The organism is Nocardioides sp. LMS-CY, from assembly GCF_018732145.1.
In the GTDB taxonomy this organism is placed as follows: domain Bacteria; phylum Actinomycetota; class Actinomycetes; order Propionibacteriales; family Nocardioidaceae; genus Nocardioides; species Nocardioides soli.
Genome location: NZ_CP076104.1, coordinates 2,159,406 through 2,178,223, shown reverse-complemented (window position 1 = coordinate 2,178,223; position 18,818 = coordinate 2,159,406). Strand labels below are relative to the sequence as shown.

General features: G+C 73.2%; 21 protein-coding genes. 3 read left to right on the top strand and 18 right to left on the bottom strand.

The window, feature by feature from the left end; all coding sequences use genetic code 11:
* Window positions 1-43 precede the first annotated feature (43 nt).
* The gene (locus KM427_RS10550) at window positions 44-1,141 is read right to left on the bottom strand and encodes a glycerate kinase family protein (protein WP_215527153.1); all 1,098 of its coding nucleotides are present in this window, start codon (window positions 1,139-1,141) and stop codon (window positions 44-46) included.
* Window positions 1,142-1,176: 35 nt separating this feature from the next.
* Between KM427_RS10550 and KM427_RS10545 the strand changes: the two genes are divergently transcribed.
* Together KM427_RS10545 and nadA are read left to right on the top strand one after the other, a co-directional pair.
* On the top strand, window positions 1,177-2,094 hold the full coding sequence (locus tag KM427_RS10545) for a GNAT family N-acetyltransferase (protein ID WP_252275266.1): 918 nt from the start codon (window positions 1,177-1,179) through the stop codon (window positions 2,092-2,094).
* A 50-nt stretch (window positions 2,095-2,144) separates the two neighbouring features.
* Window positions 2,145-3,317 carry a quinolinate synthase NadA gene (gene nadA, locus KM427_RS10540; protein ID WP_215527152.1) on the top strand — a complete coding sequence of 391 codons (1,173 nt, stop codon included), beginning with the start codon at window positions 2,145-2,147 and terminating at the stop codon, window positions 3,315-3,317.
* Between the two features lie 32 nt (window positions 3,318-3,349).
* On the opposite strand, the gene KM427_RS10535 is transcribed toward nadA, so the two are convergent.
* The 9 genes from KM427_RS10535 to KM427_RS10495 all read right to left on the bottom strand — a co-directional run bounded on the left by KM427_RS10535 (window position 3,350) and on the right by KM427_RS10495 (window position 12,545).
* Window positions 3,350-4,510: a sensor histidine kinase gene (locus KM427_RS10535; RefSeq protein WP_183590474.1), complete on the bottom strand. Its 1,161-nt coding sequence runs from the start codon at window positions 4,508-4,510 to the stop codon at window positions 3,350-3,352.
* Between the two features lie 109 nt (window positions 4,511-4,619).
* Window positions 4,620-6,173 carry a permuted SH3 domain-containing protein gene (locus tag KM427_RS10530; RefSeq protein ID WP_215527151.1) on the bottom strand — a complete coding sequence of 518 codons (1,554 nt, stop codon included), beginning with the start codon at window positions 6,171-6,173 and terminating at the stop codon, window positions 4,620-4,622.
* The gene (locus tag KM427_RS10525) at window positions 6,170-6,946 is read right to left on the bottom strand and encodes a hypothetical protein (protein WP_215527150.1); all 777 of its coding nucleotides are present in this window, start codon (window positions 6,944-6,946) and stop codon (window positions 6,170-6,172) included. Before KM427_RS10525 ends, KM427_RS10530 begins: the two co-directional genes overlap by 4 nt.
* A 28-nt stretch (window positions 6,947-6,974) precedes the next feature.
* Window positions 6,975-8,201 (bottom strand): ABC transporter permease, encoded by a 1,227-nt coding sequence (locus tag KM427_RS10520; RefSeq protein ID WP_183590477.1) that lies wholly within the window; start codon window positions 8,199-8,201, stop codon window positions 6,975-6,977.
* Window positions 8,198-8,920: an ABC transporter ATP-binding protein gene (locus tag KM427_RS10515; protein WP_286674375.1), complete on the bottom strand. Its 723-nt coding sequence runs from the start codon at window positions 8,918-8,920 to the stop codon at window positions 8,198-8,200. Before KM427_RS10515 ends, KM427_RS10520 begins: the two co-directional genes overlap by 4 nt.
* The gene (locus KM427_RS10510; RefSeq protein ID WP_215527149.1) at window positions 8,917-10,056 is read right to left on the bottom strand and encodes an efflux RND transporter periplasmic adaptor subunit; all 1,140 of its coding nucleotides are present in this window, start codon (window positions 10,054-10,056) and stop codon (window positions 8,917-8,919) included. The genes KM427_RS10515 and KM427_RS10510 overlap by 4 nt, the downstream gene beginning before the upstream one ends.
* A 132-nt stretch (window positions 10,057-10,188) precedes the next feature.
* Window positions 10,189-10,776, bottom strand: a complete 588-nt coding sequence (gene pspAB / locus KM427_RS10505; protein WP_183590479.1) for a PspA-associated protein PspAB — start codon at window positions 10,774-10,776, stop codon at window positions 10,189-10,191.
* Window positions 10,776-11,693: a zinc metalloprotease HtpX gene (gene htpX, locus KM427_RS10500; protein WP_183590480.1), complete on the bottom strand. Its 918-nt coding sequence runs from the start codon at window positions 11,691-11,693 to the stop codon at window positions 10,776-10,778. Before htpX ends, pspAB begins: the two co-directional genes overlap by 1 nt.
* A gap of 36 nt (window positions 11,694-11,729) precedes the next feature.
* Entirely contained in the window at window positions 11,730-12,545 is an 816-nt protein-coding gene (locus KM427_RS10495) for a PspA/IM30 family protein (protein WP_183590481.1), read from the bottom strand.
* Between the two features lie 131 nt (window positions 12,546-12,676).
* On the opposite strand from KM427_RS10495, the gene KM427_RS10490 reads away from it, so the two are divergent.
* Window positions 12,677-13,261, top strand: coding sequence for a DUF3043 domain-containing protein (locus KM427_RS10490; protein WP_183590482.1), 585 nt, complete (start codon window positions 12,677-12,679; stop codon window positions 13,259-13,261).
* Window positions 13,262-13,443: 182 nt separating this feature from the next.
* On the opposite strand, the gene KM427_RS10485 is transcribed toward KM427_RS10490, so the two are convergent.
* Genes KM427_RS10485 through paaA form a run of 8 tightly spaced genes read right to left on the bottom strand, consistent with a single transcriptional unit; the run spans window position 13,444 to window position 18,738 of the window.
* Window positions 13,444-14,448 carry an aldo/keto reductase family protein gene (locus KM427_RS10485; protein WP_183590483.1) on the bottom strand — a complete coding sequence of 335 codons (1,005 nt, stop codon included), beginning with the start codon at window positions 14,446-14,448 and terminating at the stop codon, window positions 13,444-13,446.
* A gap of 40 nt (window positions 14,449-14,488) precedes the next feature.
* The gene (locus KM427_RS10480; RefSeq protein WP_183590484.1) at window positions 14,489-14,917 is read right to left on the bottom strand and encodes a TA system VapC family ribonuclease toxin; all 429 of its coding nucleotides are present in this window, start codon (window positions 14,915-14,917) and stop codon (window positions 14,489-14,491) included.
* Window positions 14,914-15,144 (bottom strand): antitoxin, encoded by a 231-nt coding sequence (locus tag KM427_RS10475; protein WP_183590485.1) that lies wholly within the window; start codon window positions 15,142-15,144, stop codon window positions 14,914-14,916. Before KM427_RS10475 ends, KM427_RS10480 begins: the two co-directional genes overlap by 4 nt.
* A gap of 34 nt (window positions 15,145-15,178) precedes the next feature.
* Complete coding sequence (gene paaE, locus KM427_RS10470) at window positions 15,179-16,237, bottom strand: 1,2-phenylacetyl-CoA epoxidase subunit PaaE (RefSeq protein ID WP_215527148.1); 1,059 nt, start codon at window positions 16,235-16,237, stop codon at window positions 15,179-15,181.
* A gap of 29 nt (window positions 16,238-16,266) precedes the next feature.
* The gene (paaD, locus tag KM427_RS10465) at window positions 16,267-16,806 is read right to left on the bottom strand and encodes a 1,2-phenylacetyl-CoA epoxidase subunit PaaD (protein WP_215527147.1); all 540 of its coding nucleotides are present in this window, start codon (window positions 16,804-16,806) and stop codon (window positions 16,267-16,269) included.
* Entirely contained in the window at window positions 16,803-17,540 is a 738-nt protein-coding gene (paaC, locus tag KM427_RS10460) for a 1,2-phenylacetyl-CoA epoxidase subunit PaaC (protein WP_183590488.1), read from the bottom strand. The genes paaD and paaC overlap by 4 nt, the downstream gene beginning before the upstream one ends.
* Window positions 17,537-17,818, bottom strand: a complete 282-nt coding sequence (paaB, locus tag KM427_RS10455; RefSeq protein ID WP_183590489.1) for a 1,2-phenylacetyl-CoA epoxidase subunit PaaB — start codon at window positions 17,816-17,818, stop codon at window positions 17,537-17,539. The genes paaC and paaB overlap by 4 nt, the downstream gene beginning before the upstream one ends.
* On the bottom strand, window positions 17,815-18,738 hold the full coding sequence (gene paaA, locus KM427_RS10450) for a 1,2-phenylacetyl-CoA epoxidase subunit PaaA (RefSeq protein ID WP_215527146.1): 924 nt from the start codon (window positions 18,736-18,738) through the stop codon (window positions 17,815-17,817). Before paaA ends, paaB begins: the two co-directional genes overlap by 4 nt.
* Window positions 18,739-18,818 lie beyond the last annotated feature (80 nt).

Genomic DNA, 18,818 nt, shown 5'->3' with positions numbered 1-18,818 from the left:
TGTCTTGCTAGCCCCAATGGTCGCACACCGGCGGTTATTCCGGTCACCCAGCGTGACCTCGCGGCGACCAGGTGCGCGCCACGCGCTCCGCGAGGTCCGCCAGCGCCCCGGCGGGGTCGGCGAAGGCGCGCTCCTCCCCCGTCAGGTCGACCAGCGAGTACGCCGACTCGACGCCCAGGGCCCGCATCTCCCGCGAGCCGACCTGGACCCGTCCGGCGAGCACCACGCAGGGGCGCAGCGCCTCCCCGGCGAGCTCGGCCACGCCGTACGGCACCTTGCCGCCGCGGCTGGAGTAGTCGAACGCCCCCTCGCCGGTGACGACGAGGTCGGCGGTCCGGGCGCGCTCGGCCAGCCGGAGGCTGTCCGCGACCAGCCCGATGCCCGGCCGGCGGGTGGCGCCGAGCAGCAGCAGCGCGAAGCCGAGGCCCCCGGCGGCGCCGGCGCCCTCGCCGAGCGCCACCCGGCGGTCGGTCGCCACGGCGAGCTCCTCCAGCCAGCCGTCGACGATCGGGAGCCGGTCCTCGGCGATGCCCTTCTGCGGGCCGAAGACCTTGGTCGCCCCGAACAGGCCGGTCAGCGGGTTGTCGACGTCGGTGGCTGCGACCAGCTCGACCGGCACCGACGGCAGGTCGACCCGGCCGATGCCCGCGAGCCCGGCGACGCCCCGGTCGAGCGGCCGGTCGGCGGTGGCCCCGAGGGCGGCCAGCAGCCCGGCTCCCCCGTCGTTGGTGCCGCTCCCGCCCAGCCCGACCACGACCCGCCCCGCACCCGTGTCGACGGCCGCGCGGACCAGCTCGCCGACGCCGTAGGTCGTGGCCTCCTCCGCCCGCTCCCCGCCGGTCAGGTGGACGCCGCAGGCCTGGGCGCTCTCGACGTACGCCGTGCGCACCCCGTCGTGCTCGACCACCAGCAGGGACGCCGGCGTCGGCTCGCCGTGCGGGCCGCGGACCGTCACCGCCAGCAGGTCGCCGCCGAGCGCCGCGTGCAGCACGTCGACGAAGCCGGGGCCGCCGTCGGCCATCGGCGCCAGGTCGATCTCGTCGTCGGGGGCCCGTCGCCGCCAGCCCGCCGCGATCGCGTCGGCGGCCTCCACAGCGGTCAGCGTGCCCGCGAACTTGTCGGGGGCGACCAGAATGCGCATGCGCCCATCCTGGCGGACTGCCTAGGGTCGGCGTCGTGGCAGACCCCCAGAACGGCCCCCGGCACGACCCCCTGAGCGGCCTGATCATCCGGCCGATGACCCTCGACGACGTCCCGGCGGCGGAGCGGGTGAGCGACGAGGGGTTCTTCGAACTCGACACCCGCCAGCGGCGCGGCACCGACCCGGAGCCCGAGCGCCGCTCGGAGGCGCACCGTGCGGTGTGGATCGAGCGGACCCGGCACTTCGTGCGCACCGACCCCGGCGGCTGCTGGGTGGCCGAGGACGCCTCCGGCATGGTCGGCATGGCCACCTCGTTCCGGCGCGAGACGCTGTGGTGCCTGGCGACGTACGCCGTGCTGCCGGGCCGCCAGGGGCAGGGCATCGGCAAGCCCCTGCTCGCGGCGGCGCTCCAGCACGGCGCGGCCAGCACCCGCGCGATGCTGTCGGCGTCGTCGGACCCCCGAGCCGTGCGGGTCTACCACCAGGCCGGGTTCGAGCTGCATCCGCAGATGTACCTCACCGGCGCCGTGGACCGGTCCGCGATCCCGGCGGTGCAGAAGGTCCGCGAGGGCTCGGCCGCGGACGTCGACCTGATGGACTCCCTCGACCGGGCGGCCCGCGGCGCCGGGCACGGTCCCGACCACGAGCTGATGCTGCGCACCTGGCGGCTGCTGGTCTCCGACACCTCGACCGGGTCGGGCTACGCCTACCTCAACGAGCGCGGCCAGCTGGCCCTGCTGGCCGCCAGCAACCGGCGCACGGCGACCCGGCTGCTGTGGGCGGCGCTGGCGGAGGGCCCCGAGCAGATCACGGTCGGGCACGTGACGGGGGCCAACCAGTGGGTGCTCGACGTCGGCTTCGCCGCGCGGCTCGCGCTGCACCAGGAGGGCTACCTCGGCCTGCGCGGGATGAAGCCGCCCGCGCCGTACGTTCACAACGGTGCACTCCTGTAGTGCCCCGCACCGGAAGTTCGGCACCCGACCCCCAGGACTAGGATTCGGCCATGGCGACCGTGGATCTCCCGCTGCTCCCGCTCGGGCGCGGCACCGACCTCAACAGCGAGCGGGGGGTGGAGTGCCCGGGCGACCTGCCCCCGGCGTCCGACCCCGCACTGGTCGCACGGGCGCGAGCGGCCAAGGACGCGCTCGGCGAGAAGGTGTTCGTGCTCGGGCACCACTACCAGCGCGACGAGGTCATCCAGTTCGCCGACGTCACCGGTGACTCCTTCAAGCTCGCCCGCGAGGCGGCGGCCCGGCCGGACGCGGAGTACATCGTCTTCTGCGGCGTGCACTTCATGGCCGAGTCGGCCGACATCCTGACCGGCCCCGACCAGCAGGTGGTCCTGCCCGACCTCGCGGCGGGCTGCTCGATGGCCGACATGGCCCGGCTGACCCAGGTCGAGATGGCGTGGGATGCGCTGGTCGAGGCCGGGATCGGCGACTCCGTCGTCCCCGTGACCTACATGAACTCCTCGGCCGACATCAAGGCGTTCTGCGGGCGCAACGGTGGACTCGTCTGCACGTCGAGCAACGCCGACGTCGCGCTGCAGTGGGCTGTCGAGCAGAAGCCCGACGCCAAGATCCTCTTCTTCCCCGACCAGCACCTGGGCCGCAACACCGGGGTGCTGAAGATGGGCTACACGGTCGACGACTGCGTGGTCTGGGACCCGCACCGCCCGAACGGCGGACTGACCACCGAACAGCTGCGCGACGCGAAGATGATCCTCTGGCGCGGCCACTGCTCGGTCCACGGCCGCTTCTCCCCCGAGGCGGTCGACGACCTGCGCGCCGAGATCCCCGACATCACGATCCTGGTGCACCCCGAGTGCCGCCACGAGGTCGTGCTCAAGGCCGACCTGGTCGGCTCGACCGAGTTCATCATCCAGACGATCGAGGCCGCGCCCGCGGGCTCCAGCTGGGCGATCGGCACCGAGCTCAACCTGGTCAAGCGGCTCGCCGACGCCCACCCCGACAAGCGGATCGTCTTCCTCGACAAGGCCGTCTGCTTCTGCTCGACGATGAACCGGATCGACCTGCCCCACCTGGTGTGGACGCTCGAGTCGCTGGTCGCCGGCACCGTCGTCAACCGGATCGAGGTCGACGCCGAGACCGAGAAGTGGGCGCTGGTCGCGCTCGAGCGGATGCTCGCCCTGCCGGGCAGGACCGCCAAGGACTGACCGGCGGGCCGCGCCCGGAACCGGGCGGGTCCTCAGGACTGCTCGGGCAGCTCGAACCAGGCGCAGGTCCCGCCGTACGCCGCCTCCCCGAGGCCGATGCGGCCACCGTGGGCCTCGATGATGCGGCGGCAGGTCGACAGGCCGATGCCCGAGCCCTCGACGTCCTCGTCGATGCGCGCGAGGGGCTGGAAGACCCGCTCCCGCTGGTCCTCCGGGATGCCCGGTCCGCGGTCGCAGATCTCGATCCGCCAGCGACCGTTGACCACCGTGCTGTCGACCTCGATGTGCGGCGGGCGGCCCGCCCGGGTGAACTTGGCGGCGTTCGCGACCAGGTTCTGCAGCACCGCGCGCAGCTGCACGGCGTCGCCCGTCACCGTCGGGAGATCGCCCGTGACGATCGTCGCCCCGGTCAGCGGCACGGCCAGGTCCTCGACGACGTCGCGGAGGACCCCGCCGAGATCGACGGGGCCGCGCTGCAGCTCGCCGCCGACCCGCGCGAACTTGAGCAGGTCGTCGATGAGCGACTGCATCCGGTCGGCACCGCCGATGGCCCGCTGCACGAGGAAGCCCATGTCCCCGTCGCCGTCGAGCTCGTCGTCGAGCATCCGCAGCGCCATCGTCACGGCGGTGAGCGGGTTGCGCAGGTCGTGACTGACCTGGCCGGCGAACGCCGCGAGCTGCTCGTTGGAGCGCTGCAGCTCGCGGGTGCGCAGCTCCAGCTCGAGCAGGTCGACGACCCGGTCGGCCAGCCCGACCAGGGCGCTCTCCTGCTCGTCGGCCAGCGTGCGCGGCTGCTCGTCGAAGACGCACAGCGTGCCGATCACGACGCCGTCGGGCGTGCGCAGCTGGTGGGTCGCGTAGAACCGCACGCGCCCGATCGCGCCGGTCACGAAGGGGTTGTCCGCGAAGCGGGGGTCCTTGCTGGCGTCCGGCACGATGACCGGCGCCTCCTCCTCGAGGACGGTCGCGCACATCGAGTCCTCGCGCCGGCAGACCGAGGCGTCGAACCCGTGGGTGGCGATCTGGTGCTGCTCGGTGTCGGTGAGCAGGTTGATCGTCGCCATCGGCACCAGCGCCACCTGCGCGGCGATCTCCACGAGCGCGAGCAGGTCCGGCCGCGGCGGCTCGACGAGCACCCGGTAGCGCCCGATCTCCGCGACCCGCCGCTCGTCCTGCACAGGCGCGATCGCCATCCGTCAGCCTCCCCATCGGCTCGAGGTACCCGGACCGAGAGCCGGGGCATCGGCCCCGGCCTCGAAGCCCGCAGGCTATCCGGGCCGCCGCCTCGTCGGCGCGGGCCCCTCACCGGCCGAACGGCTGGCCACCCGATCCGCCACGGAACTGCACCATCCCGCCACCGGGGACGCCGGGGAGGCCGCCCTCGCCGAACCGGAGTCCGCCGGTCCCGCTGTCCCCGCTCGGCAGCGCCCGGTCGAGGTCGGCGAGCACGACCTGATCGCCCGGCGACACCCCGTCGGTGATCTCAACCCGGGTGCCGCCGGCGACCCCGGTGGTGACCGGCGTCGGCGTGGCGACGCCGCCGTCGAGCACCAGCACCGTGCCGTCGGACACCGCCGACGCCGGCACCGTGACGACGTCGGTCGCCGCGCCGGTGACGACCGCGACCGAGGCGGTCAGTCCGGTCGCGAGGTCGAGGCGCTTGCGCTTCAGCGTGATGGTCACGGCGTACGCCGAGTCGTCGTCCGGCACCGAGCTGACCTGCGTGACGGTGCCGGCGAGCGACCGCTCGGCACCGGCGGGTGCGGCCGTGGCCCGCTGGCCGACCTTCAGGTCCTGCACCTGGGCGGTGGTCGCCGCGACCCGGACGGTCGTGGTGCCCCGGGAGACCAGCACGAAGACGTCCGTCCCCGCCGCGACCGAGTCGCCGACGGCGGCGTCGACCGCGACGATCCGGCCCGCGAACGGCGCGGTCACGGTGGCGGTCGCGAGCTCCTGGCGGGCGGCGACCAGGTCGGCGCGCGCCTGGTCGATCGCGGCCTGGTCGTGGGCGAGCGTCGCCGCGGTGACCGTGCCGCCGGGGGTCTCCTCGGCGACGAGCACGATGGGGGCCTCGCCGGAGGTCGACGTGGCCGCGGCGGGATCGGCCGCAGCTCCGGCCTCCGACAGGGTCGCGCCGAGCGCGTCGAGGGCGTCCTGGAGCACCTGCTGGTCGGTGGCCACCCGCTGCTGCGCGGCCTGCACCGCCCCCAGGGCGTCGGCGCACGCCTGGCCGGTCACGTCGACGCAGGCGGCCTGCTGGGCGACGAGCGCCTGCTGCGCCGCGACCAGCGACGCCGACACGGTCGACTGCGCGGCGACGACCGCCCGCTGCTGCTCGGCGAGCGCGGCGAGGCCCGGATCCTGGCTCGGAGACCCCGACGGCTCCGCGGGGGACTCCGAGGTCTGGGGAGCCTGGGGAGCCTGGGGACTCTGGGGAGCCTGGGGCGTCTGGGCAGGCGCGGAGGGCGATCCGCCGCCCGCCTGCGACACCGCGACGGTCTGGGCATCGATGTCGGACTCGAGCTGCGCGCGGGCCGCCGCCAGCGTGGCGCGGGCCGACCGCACGGCCCGGCGCAGCGTCTCGTCGTCGAGCCTGCCGAGGGCCTGCCCGGCGCGCACCTGCTCGCCTGGCTCGACCGCGATCGTCGCGACGGTGCCGGAGCTGGCGAAGGCGAGGTCGGCCCGCCCGGCCGGCTCCACGGTGCCGGACAGGTCGAGGGTCTGCTCGACGTCGCCGACGGTCGCGCGGGCGGTGCGGTACGACGGGTCGTCGGCCTGCGCGGCGTACGCCGCCCAGCCGACCCCGACGACGGACAGGGCCGCGACACCGACGACGGCGCGGCGCGGGATCCTCACGCGGCACCGTCGCCCGGGCCGCGCATCGCGAACCCGAGGCCGCCCGCGCACTCGCCGTCGACCGGGTCCGAGACGCCGATCGTGTCGGCCCTGACCGCGCCGGTGTCGTCGCTGTCGCCGCGGGCGGTGACGCAGCGGCCCACCACCACGGCGGAGGCCGTGGCCGCCACCGTCGTCGTGTACGTCGTGGCGTCGTCGACGGTGACCGTGACCTCGGCGTTCTCGTCGCTGCCCGGGGTCGTCGCGCTCAGCGTGAAGCCCGCCGCGGACACCCCCGTGACCTCGCCGAGCGTGCCGAAGCCGCGCATCCGGCCGCCGTCCGGCGCGTCCGACGGCAGGTCGGACGGCGTCCCCTCCGGCCGACCGCCACCGGGACCGTCGGCGCCGGGGCCGCAGGTCCCGTCGGCGTTCGCGTCGGTCAGCCGCACGCCGGCGGCGGTGACCGCGGTCGTGTCCGCGGAGGCATCGTCCGTGGTGACCAGGACGCAGGCGCCGACGGCGACGTCGTCGAGCGTGCCGCCCACCTGCTCGGTGAACGTGGTGTCCCGGGTCCAGGTCACGGCGACCTGGCCGCCCTGCGGGCTCTGCACCTGGGCGGTGCGGCCCGACACGGCGGCGACCTCGCCGGCGGCACCCGGGAGGCCCGCTCCGCCGGGCATGCCGCCCGATTGCGGAGCGGCGTCGGTCGCCTCGTCGTCGGCGCCGCAGGCGGCGAGGGTCGCGAGGAGCAGCACCGACGACGCGGTGGCGAGGGTGAGGCGGGTCAGGGTCATGGGGAGGGCCTTTCGTAGGGGCGCAGCCTCACTCGCTGCGGAGGGCGTCGATGGGCGTGAGACGGGCGGCGCGGCTCGCGGGGTAGACCCCGAAGCCGACGCCCAGGGCGAGCGAGGTCAGCAGCGCCGCGCCGACGGCCAGCGCCGAGAGGGTGACCGGCTGGTCGATGAGGGGCGGCAGCACCCACGAGCCGACGACGCCGACCAGCAGGCCGACGACCCCGCCCGCCAGGCCGAGCATCGACGCCTCGACCAGGAACTGCCGGCCGATCACCCGGGGCGTCGCGCCGAGCGCCTTGCGCAGCCCGATCTCGCGGATCCGCTCGGTGACCGAGACCAGCATGATGTTCATGACACCGACCCCGCCGACAAGCAGCGAGATCGCGGCGATGCCGGTGAGCAGCACGGTGAGGGTCCTGTTGGTGGAGTTCGCGGTCTCGACGAGCGACTCCTGGGTCGAGATGCCGAAGTCCGCGTCGGTCGTGGTGACGCCGTGCCGGGTGGCCAGGAGGCTCTGGACCTCCTGGTACGCCGCGCTGAGCGTCGCCTGCGACGCCGCCTCGACGTAGATCGTCGACACCGAGCTCGAGGTGGCGCCGGTCAGCGCCTGGGCGGTGCTGATCGGCAGGATCGCCTGGTCGTCCTCGGAGCCGCCCGACTCGGAGGCGCCGCTCGAGTCGAGCACGCCGATCACGGTCAGCCGCTGGCCGGCGATCGTCACGGTCTGCCCGACCGGGCTGCCGAGCCCGAGGAGCTCGCTCGCGGTGTCCGGTCCGAGCACCACCACGGGGGCGCCGGAGGCGACCTCGTCGGCGGTGAAGAACCGGCCCGACGCCAGCGAGCGGGCGCGGACGTCCGGCCACGAGGGCGTCGTACCGACCAGCGAGGTCGTCCAGTTGGTCTCCCCCGCCGTCAGCGACGCGGACGACGAGGTCGTCGGCGCGACCCGGCGTACGTCGGGCGCGGCGGTGTCGTCGCCGATGGCCGCGGCGTCCTCGAGCGTGAGCGTGGTCGCCGAGCCGAAGCCGCCGCGCATGCCACCGGAGTCGGTGCTGCTGCCCGGCGACACGATCAGCAGGTTGCTGCCGAGCGCGTCGATCTCGTCGCGCACCTGCTGCTGCGCGCCCTGGCCGAATCCGACGGTGAGGATCACCGACGCGATGCCGATGACGATCCCGAGCATGGTCAGCAGCGACCGCATCCGGTGTGCCCGCACGGCCTCCGCGCCGGCGCGGAGGGTCTCCACCCAGGTCACGCAGACACCCCCGCCCGCGCGGTCGGCGTGTCGGAGACGATCCGGCCGTCGTCGATGACCAGGTTGCGGCTCGCGCGGCCGGCGACGTCGTGCTCGTGGGTGATCAGCACGATCGTGCGGCCGGCGTCGTGCAGCCCGTCGAGCAGGTCGAGCACGTCGGCGGTCGACCGGGAGTCGAGGTTGCCGGTGGGCTCGTCGGCCAGGATGATCGCCGGCTCGGTCACCAGCGCCCGGGCGACCGCCACGCGCTGCTGCTGACCGCCGGAGAGCTCGCCCGGCCGGTGCGCGGTGCGGTCGGCCAGCCCGACCCGCTCCAGCGCGGCCACGGCCCGCTCGCGTCGCTCCTGGCGGGGCAGGCCGGCGTACACGAGCGGCAGCTCGACGTTGCGCCACGCGGGCAGGCCGGCCAGCAGGTTGAACTGCTGGAAGACGAAGCCGATGCGGCGGTTGCGCACCTCCGCCAGCTGGGCCTCCGACATGGTCGACACGTCCTCGCCGGCGAGCAGATAGCCGCCGGCGGTGGGGTTGTCGAGGCAGCCGAGGATGTTCATCAGCGTGGACTTGCCGGAGCCGGACGGGCCGACGACCGCGACGTACTCGCCCTCGCGGATCGCGGTGTCGATGCCGCACAGCGCCTCGAACTCCAGGCTGCCGGTGCGGTAGGTCTTGCGGACGCCGTCGAGCCCGATGATGGGCGGGGTGCTCGTCGTCGCGCTCACTGGGCCGGGCCGCCCGGCATCGCGGGCTGGCCGCCGTCCATCCGGAGCTGCGGCAGCTGACCATCCGGGAAGCCCTGCTGGCCTCCCCCGCCACCACCGGAGATCCGCTCGAGGCCCGGCACGACGACCGTGTCGCCCTCCTCGAGCCCCGAGACCACCTCGGTCGTCACGCCGAACGCCTCGCCGGTCTCGACCTCGACCCTGGTCTCCTCGCCGTCCTCGACCTGGATGGCGTAGGTCGTGCCGTCCTCGGTCGTGAGCGCCCGACTCGGCACGGTGAGCACGCCCTCGCGCTGCTTGACGACGATCGTCGCGGTCGCCGAGACCCCGGCGTAGAGGTCGTGGCGCCGGCCGGTGACCGCGATCGTCACCGGGAACACGGCGGCGCCGCTGTCGTTGGTCCGCGCGACCAGGCCGACCTCCTCGACGGTGCCGTAGACGGTGTCGGCCACGCCGGTGACGGCGATCTCGGCCTGCAGGCCCCGCTTGAGCCGGTCGACGTCGGCGGCGGCGACGGTCGCGTCCACGACGTACCTGCCGGTCGAGACGATCGAGATCGTGCCGGCCGAGGTGTCCGCGTCTGCGGTCGGCGCGCTCGACCCGACGGTGTCGCCCTCGGCGAGGTCGACCGAGGTCACCGTGCCCTTGATCGAGGCGCGCAGGGTGGCGTCCTCGACGGCGCTGCGGGCGTCGGCGAGGGCGGCGCGGGCCGAGACGATTGCGGCCCGGTCGCTGGCGAGCCGGACGTCGCCGGCGCCGGCGTCCTCGTCGTCGTCGAGCTGGGCCAGGGCGGCGTCGTACGACGACTGCGCGGCGCGCCGGGTGGCGACCAGGGCGGCATCGTCGACGACCGCGAGCACCTGGTCCTTGCGCACCCTCTCGCCCTCGGCGACGGCGACCCGGGTCACCCGGCCGGCGACGGCGAACGACTCGTCGGCGGTCCTGCTGGCGGCGACCGACCCGTCGGCCGTGACGGTGTCGCGGACGGTCTCCGTGGACACGGTCGCGGTGGTGCTGGAGGCGGCCTGTGAGCTGTCGCGGGTCGACAGCCAGGCGCCGGTGCTCGCGACCGCGACCAGCGCCACGAGGGCGCCGCCCAGCAGGACACGCGAGCGACGACGGGCGGGCAGGCGCACGGGGGTCCCTCTCGACGTGGGTCGATGCGGGACCGGTCGGCGCCGCGAGGGAGACGTTGCCGGGGCGGGCTGTGCCGCTCCTCGGGTCGACCTGTGCGTGGCCTGTGGGGCGGACCTGTGGGCGGACCTGCCCTACAGGCCGGGGGCGCCCCAGACCGCGAGCCAGCGGCCGAGGTCCTGCTCCATCGGGAGCTCGCCGGCGAGGGTGTCGCGCAGCTGGAGCTCGAGCAGGTTGTCGCGCTGCCGCTCCCCCGCCCCGGCGGAGCCGCCCTGGGGCGCGAACGGGTAGAAGGTGCCCTGCTTGTAGAGGTAGACCAGGCCGACCCGGCGACCGTCGGCGCCCGCGAACGGGATCAGCGAGCAGAGCAGGCCGGGTCCGAACCCCTGCTCCTCCAGCGAGGTGTTCACCGCGTGCAGGTCGGTGCAGAGGTCGGCGATGTCGGGGTCGTCGCGGACCACGAGCCAGGTGAAGCCGTACTCGTCCTGGCTGAGCTCGACGTCGGGCTGGCCGGGGTCGGCGTTGAGCAGCTCGACGACCTCCGACTGCACCTGCGCGAAGGCGTTGCCGGTCGCCGCCCGGTAGCAGACCGAGCCGGTGCCGGTCGGCCGCAGGCCGAGGCTCGTCTCCAGCGTGATCGCCGCGCTCGGCACGTGGAAGAGCGCGTCGAGACGGGGCGCCTTGGGGCGGGAGCGGCCGGTGATGACGTCCCAGAGGCCCATCAGGCGGACCGGTCCAGCTCGGCGCGGATCTTCGCCAGCTGCTCCAGGCGCTGCTCGAGCGTCGGGTGGGTCGAGGTGAGGGTGCGCATCGACACGCCCTTGACGGCCGGCGCGATGAAGAAGGCGTTCATCGGCTGCGAGGCGCGCAGGTCGCGGTCGGGGATCGTGTTGATCTCGCCGGTGATCTTCTGCAGCGCCGAGGCGAGCGCCTCGGGCTTCATCGTGAGGTAGGCGCCGGCCCGGTCGGCCGACATCTCGCGGTAGCGCGAGAGCAGCTTGAGGAGCAGGAAGCTCACGGCGTACGTGATCAGGCTGACGACGAGGACGATCAGCCAGACCGGGAGGCCGTTGTTGTTGTCACGCCGGTTGCCGCCGAAGATCGCGCCGTACTGCGCGCCCCGGGTGAGCATGCCGGCGACGATGCCCGCGGACGAGGCCACGGTCATCACCAGCACGTCGCGGTGGGCGACGTGGGACAGCTCGTGGGCGAGGACGCCCTCGAGCTCCTCGCCGTTGAGGCGCTGGAGGATGCCGGTGGTCACCACCACCGCGGAGTGGCTGGGCGAGCGACCGGTCGCGAACGCGTTGGGCAGCTCGGTGTCGGCGACGCCGACCCGGGGCTTCGGCATGTCGGCGAGCACGCAGAGGCGGTCGATCATGGCGTGCAGCTCGGGCGCCTGCTCCGGGGTCACCTCGCGGGCCCGCATCGCCTTCATGGCGACCTTGTCGGAGTTGTACCACTGGAACCAGGCGACACCGATTCCGCCGATGCCGATCAGGAAGACGAGCAGCGGGCTGTTCCAGAACAGCGCCATCAGAATCGCGATGATGCCGACGAACAGCGCACCGAGCAGGAAGATCACGGTGGTCATCCGGGCGGTGAGCCCGGGATCGCCGACGAATCGCGTGCGTGCCATGCCCTTATTCTCCGGGACGGCTCAAACGGGCGGGACTCAGGCCTGCTCGCCCTCTGCCTTCTCCTGGGCCTTCTCCTGTGCCTGCTTCTCCGGGGCCGCCTCGAGGACGTCCCCGCTGTCGTCGGCCCCCTCGATCGCCGCCGGCGGGGTGGGCGCCGTGCCGGCCTTGAGCGCGGCCAGCTCGGCCTCCACGTCGGCCTGCGAGCTGAGCGCGTCGAGCTCGCGCGCGATGTCGTCGCCGCTGTTGGTCGCGGTGACGTCGTCGAGCGCGCCGGAGGCGATCAGTTCGTCGATCGCGCCGGCCCGCGCCTGCATCTGGGCGGTCTTGTCCTCGGCCCGCTGGATCGCCTGGCCGACGTCGCCCAGCTCGTCGCCGATGCCCGACATCGCCTCGTTGATGCGGGTCTGCGCCTCGGCGGCGGTGTACGTCGCCTTGATCGTCTCCTTGCGGGTGCGGAACGCCTCGACCTTCGCCTGCAGCCGCTGCTGGGCGAGGGTGAGCTTCTCCTCCTCCGCCTGGAGCTGGGCGTGCTGGGTCTTGAGGTCGGTGATCTGCGTGGTCAGACCGGACTTGCGCGTGAGCGCCTCGCGGGCGAGGTCCTCACGGTCCACGGCGATCGCCTTCTGCGCCTGGTCCTGGAGCTTCGTGGACTGCTGCTCGAGCTGGTTGATCTGCAACTCGACCCGTTTGCGGCTGGTGGCGACGTCGGCCACCCCACGACGTACCTTGGAGAGCAGCTCCTGCTGCTTCTGGTAGCTGTAGTCGAGGGTCTCGCGGGGATCCTCGGCGCGGTCGAGCGCCTTGCTCGCCTTCGACTTGAAGATCAGGGTGAAGCGCTGCCAGAGTCCCATTGCGGCGTGGTCCCTCTCGATACGGTCCGGTCTCGGAGTCAACCCTAGACGGACAGCCGCAATGGGAACCACAGCGGCGCCGCCGGTAGTCTGAGGTCAACCTCTCGTCCCCGCTCTCCGAAGGCCCCGCGTTGTTCCGTCGCAGCAAGTCCGAACCCGCCCCCGAGCCGACTCCCACCAAGGTGGGCGGCAAGGGTCGTCCGACCCCGACGCGCAAGGAGGCGGAGGCCGCCGCCAAGGCGCGGGTCAAGCAGCCCCGGACCCGCAAGGAGCAGTCGGCGGCGCAACGCAAGCAGCGCTCGGAGTCGAGCAAGACCGTCCGCCAGGCGATGCGCGACGGCGACGAGCGCTACTTCCCGGCGCGGGACAAGGGCCCGGTGCGCCGCTTCATCCGCGACTACGTCGACGCCCGGTTCTCGATGATCGAGCTGGTGATCCCGCTGCTGCTGATCACGATGATCCTCGGCTACTCCGGCAACCCGTCGCTCGCCCAGTGGGGCAACACGCTGCTGCTGGTGATCGTGATCGTCGTCCTCTTCGACATGTTCTGGCTGCGGTTCCGGCTGCGCCGCGAACTGGCCCGGCGGTTCCCCGACAAGAGCCTCAAGGGCACGACCTACTACGCGATCACCCGCGCCATGCAGATGAAGTTCATGCGCCTGCCCAAGCCCCGCGTGAAGATCGGGCAGGCGCTCCCGGACGACTACGACCGCTAGGCGGTCGGCTCCGAGGCTCGGCGACGCTGGCTGGCCGTTCCGTGGGCCGGGTGTCGGCGGTTCACCAAGGGATGCAGGCGAACCCGCGCCTCCCTGGCTGAGTCCACCCTGGGAAGCGCGGCTCGACCCTCATCCCTTGATGAAACCGCGGCCGGCGACGCACGCACCGACCACCCGGACCGCTAGAAGTCGCGGCGCGACGGCGACTGGGTCTGGGCGGGGTCCCGCTCGACGATCGGGCCGACGACCTCGTCGATCGCCTGCAGCGTCGCCTCGTCGAGGGTGACGCCCGAGGCGCGGGCGTTGTCGGTGACCTGCTCGGGCCGGCTGGCGCCGATGATGGCGGCGGAGACGTTGTCGTTCTGCAGCACCCAGGCGACCGCGAGCTGAGCCATCGAGAGGCCGGCCTCGTCGGCGATCGGCCGGAGCCGCTGGACCCGCTCGAGGACGTCGTCCTGCATCCAGCGGCTGATCATGTTCGCGCCGCCCTTCTCGTCGGTGGCGCGACTGCCCTCGGGCGCAGGCCGGCCGGGGAGGTACTTCCCCGTCAGCACGCCCTGGGCGATCGGGGACCACACGATCTGGCCGATGCCGAGCTCGGCACTGGTGGGGACCACCTCGGCCTCGATGACCCGCCAGAGCATGGAGTACTGCGGCTGGTTGGAGACCAGCGGGATCCGCAGCTCCCGCGCGAGCTCGTACGCCGCCCGGATCTCCTCCGCGCGCCACTCGCTGACCCCGATGTAGAGCGCCTTGCCCCGGCGTACGACGTCGGCGAACGCCTCCATCGTCTCCTCGAGCGGCGTCTCGTGGTCGTAGCGGTGCGCCTGGTAGAGGTCGACGTACTCGGTCCGCAGCCGCCGCAGCGATCCGTCGATCGACTCCATGATGTGCTTGCGCGACAGGCCGTGGTCGTTGTGCTGGCGAGGCCCGGTCGGCCAGAAGACCTTGGTGAAGATCTCCAGGCCCTCGCGCCGCTCACCCTTCAGTGCGTTGCCGAGCACGGTCTCCGCGGCGGTGTTGGCGTAGACGTCGGCGGTGTCGAACGTCGTGATGCCCTCGTCGAGCGCCTGCCGCACGCAGGCCGTCGCGGCATCCTCCTCCACCTGGGATCCGTGGGTCAGCCAGTTGCCGTAGGCGATCTCCGAGATCTTCAGTCCACTGCCGCCGAGGTTGCGAGTCTGCATGGGTCCGACCCTAGTGCCGCCCGGCACGGGCCCTGCGCCCTCACAACAGCGTCAGGTGATCACGGCCTGCGCCGGGCACGGCCGAGACCGGCACCGACTCGTCGAAGGTCACGAGCCGGCCGCCGCGGGCCACGGCGAGTGCCAGCAGGTAGAGGGCGGTGACCTGCTTCGGTCCATGCACGCGATCGGCGCGGACCCGCTCGGCGTCGAGCACGGAGACCTCCGCCGGCCAGAACTCGTGGTGAGCGGTCGCGGTCGCCTGCCGCAGCAGCTCGATCGCCTGGCCGGAACGGATCGGGTTCGGGTAGCGCGGCTGACTGATGATCCGCACGAAGCCGTTCTGGGTGAGCGGGCACGAGGCCCATCCCTGGTCGATCTCGGCGTCCAGCCAGTCCCAGGCCCGCCGATGACTCACGTGGTCGGAGTCGAGCAGCGCCAGGAGCACGTTGACGTCGAGGAGTGCCCTCACGATTCGAGTTCCGCGGCGATCTCGTCGATCAGGGTGTTGGTGACCAGCCCGCCGCGGGACGGCAGGGGCCGGAATCCGTAGTCGGCGCGGGCGGCCTGGTCCGATGCATCGTTCAGCGCCTGCCGGGCGAGCTCCGACAGGATCGCGCCCGCCGACCGACGCTCGCGTCGGGCGCGCTCCTTGGCGACCATGAGCACGTCGTCGTCGATGTCGAGAGTGGTGCGCATACATCTGATGCTATCGCATCAGCGGCGCCCGGCCTCAGCCGTCGTAGTCGAGGACGACCTCCTCGGAGGTCGGGTGCGCCTGGCAGGTGAGCACGTACCCGCGCTCGATCTCGTCGGGCTCGAGGGCGTAGTTGGCGTCCATCGCGACGGTGCCGGAGACCAGGCGCGCGCGGCAGGTGCCGCACACCCCGCCCTTGCAGGCGAAGGGCAGGTCGGCGCGGACCCGCAGGGCCGCCTCCAGCACGGGTACGTCGTCGGGGCGCAGGTCGAGCGACGACGCGCGGCCGTCGAGGCGGATCGTCACCCGGGCCGCGCCGTCGGGTGCGCCCGTCAGCGCCTCGACGGGCGCCCGCTCGACGGGGTCGGCGTGGAAGAGCTCGCTGTGCACCCGCGCCGAGGGGACGCCCAGGTCGGCGAGCGCGGACCGGACCGAGACGAGCATCTGCTGCGGCCCGCACAGGAACCAGTCGTCGGCGCCGGCGAGCCCGAAGGCGGCGACGATCCGCGACAGGCGGGGACCGTCCAGCCGGCCGGACAGCAGCTCCACGTCGGAGGTCTCCCGCGAGAGCACGTGCACGATCTGCAGCCGCGACGCGAAGCGGTCCTTCAGGTCGTGCACCTCGTCGAGGAACATGACCGAGCGGTGCGTCCGGTTGACGTAGACCAGCGTCACCGAGGAGGCCGGCTCCCCTTCGAGGACCGCCGTGACGATCGAGAGCACCGGCGTGATGCCGGAGCCGGCCGCGACGGCCACGACGTGCCGGGCGGCGGTCGGGGACACCGTCGTGGTGAACCGGCCCGCGGGCGTCATCACGTCGAGCGTGTCGCCGACCGTGAGCGTCGAGAGCACCCCGGAGCTGAAGGCGCCGTCGGGGAGGCGCTTGACGCCGATCCGCAGCCGGCCGGACGACGGCGCCGTGCAGATCGAGTAGGAACGGCGTACGTCGTCGCCGCCGCGGATGTTCAGGTGCTGGCCGGGCAGCCAGGCGAAGTCGGACGCCAGGTCGTCGGGCACCTCGAAGGTGAGCGCGACCGAGTCGTCGGTGAGCTCGTCGATCGCCGCGACCCGCAGCGCGTGGAAGGTCGCCGACACCTCAGCGGTGCCCCATCAGTGGTGCCCCATCAGTGAGCCTTGAAGTGGTCGAACGGCTCCCGGCAGGAGCGGCACACCCATAGCGACTTGCACGCGGTCGACCCGAAGCGGCTCGACTCGCGGGTGTCCGGCGACCCGCAGCGCGGGCACCGGACCGTGAGCGGCACCGTGACCGGCCCCGTCACCTGCCCCGTCACCGGCCCCGTCACCGGCCCCGCCGGGCCCGGCGGCGCGATGCCGTACGCCGCGAGCTTGGCGCGCGCCTCCTCGGTCATCCAGTCGGTCGTCCACGCCGGCGACAGCACGTACTCCACGTCGACGTGCTGGTAGCCGGCCGAGGTCAGGGCGTCGACGAGGTCATCGCTGATCGTCTCCATCGCGGGGCAGCCGGAGTACGTCGGGGTGATCGTGACGTGCACGCGACCCTGGTCGTCCTCGGTGACGTCGCGCAGGATGCCGAGGTCGCCGATCGTCACCACCGGCAGCTCGGGGTCGGGCAGGTCGGCGGCGATCTTCCAGGCCGCCGAGGGGGCGGTCGGGGCGGCCCTGCGGTCGACGAAGCCGGTCACCAGACCGCTCCCGGGTGCGATCGGTGCAGGTGCTGCATCTCCGCGAGCAGGTGCCCGAGGTGCTCGGTGTGCAGGCCGCGCCGGCCTCCCCCGATGGCCGGTGCGACCTGCGGGACCGACAGGGTCGCCGCGACGACGACCTCCTCGACCCGTCCCAGCACCCCCTCGCGCAGCGCGCCCGGGTCCACGAGGGCGCCGGCGGTGGGGGCGAAGAGCTCCTCGACGTAGGGCCACTCCGCGTCCAGCGCCTGCTGCATCCGCAGGTGCGACACCTCGGTGCCGTCACCGAGCCGCAGCGTCCAGAGCCGGGCGTGGTCGACGTGGTAGGCGACCTCCTTGACCGCCTTGCCGGCCACGCCGGCGAGCGTGGGGTCGGACGCCGACGCGAGCGCGACGTACAGCTCCGACTGCCAGGTCGCGAGGACCAGCAGCCGCGCGATCGTGACGGCGAAGTCCGCCTGCGGCCGCTCGACCAGCCAGACGTTGCGGAACTCGCGGTCGTCGCGCAGGTAGGCCAGGTCGTCCTCGGTGCGGCCCGCCCCTTCGACCGCCCCGGCGTAGGTCAGCAGCGCCCGTGCCTGCCCGAGCTGGTCGAGCCCGATGTTCGCGAGGGCGACGTCCTCCTCGAGCTCCGGCGCCCGGCTGATCCACCAGCCCATCCGCTGCGCCGAGACCAGCGCGTCATCGGCCAGGCCGAGGACGTAGTCGAACAGGGTGCTCGGTGGGGTGGTCACAGGTGCTCGACCCCCTCGGGCACCGAGTAGAAGGTCGGGTGCCGGTAGACCTTGTCGTCGGCGGGGTCGAAGAACGCCTCGCGCTCCCCCGGGTCGGACGCCACGATCTGCGCCGACGGCACCACCCACAGCGAGATGCCCTCCTGGCGTCGGGTGTAGAGGTCGCGGGCGTTGCGCAGCGCGAGCTCGGCGTCCGGCGCGTGCAGCGAGCCGACGTGCACGTGCGAGAGCCCGCGGCGCGAGCGCACGAACACCTCCCACAGCGGCCAGTCGTTCATGCGGCGCCCTCCTCGGGGACCGCGTGCTTCGCGGCGTACGCCGCGGCCGCCTCGCGCACCCAGGCGCCGTCCTCGTGCGCCCGGACGCGGTGGGCCATCCGCTCGCGGTTGCACGGCCCGTTGCCCTTGATCACCTCGGCGAGCTCGCCGAAGTCGACCTCGCCGAAGTCGTAGTGGCCGCGCTCGTCGTTCCAGCGGATCTCCGGGTCGGGCAGCGTCAGGTCGAGCGCCTCCGCCTGCGGCACGGTCATGTCGACGAACCGTTGGCGCAGGTCGTCGTTGGAGAACCGCTTGATCCCCCACGCCATCGACTGGGCGGAGTGGGGCGAGTCGTCGTCGGGCGGGCCGAACATCATCAGCGCCGGCCACCAGTAGCGGTCGACGGCGTCCTGGGCCATCGCCCGCTGCGCCGGCGTGCCGTGGGACAGGGTGTGCAGGATCTCGAAGCCCTGCCGCTGGTGGAAGGACTCCTCCTTGCAGATCCGCACCATCGCGCGGGCGTAGGGGCCGTAGGAGCAGCGGCACAGCGGCACCTGGTTGACGATCGCGGCGCCGTCGACGAGCCACCCGATCGCGCCGACGTCGGCCCAGGTGAGCGTCGGGTAGTTGAAGATCGAGGAGTACTTCTGCCGGCCGGTGTGCAGCTGGTCGAGCAGATCGGCCCGGTCGACGCCGAGCGTCTCGGCCGCGGCGTACAGGTAGAGCCCGTGCCCGGCCTCGTCCTGCACCTTCGCCATCAGGATCGCCTTGCGGCGCAGCGACGGCGCCCGGCTGATCCAGTTGCCCTCCGGCTGCATGCCGATGATCTCGGAGTGCGCGTGCTGGGCGATCTGGCGCACCAGCGTCCGCCGATAGCCATCGGGCATCGGGTCGCGCGGCTCCACCCGACCGTCGTCGGCGAGCAGGTCGTCGAAGGACACGTTCGGCACGCTACCAGAGTTGTTACAGTTGCATTCCGGACGAACGGCGTACTGTAACAACTCGCGCGGCTGAGAGGATC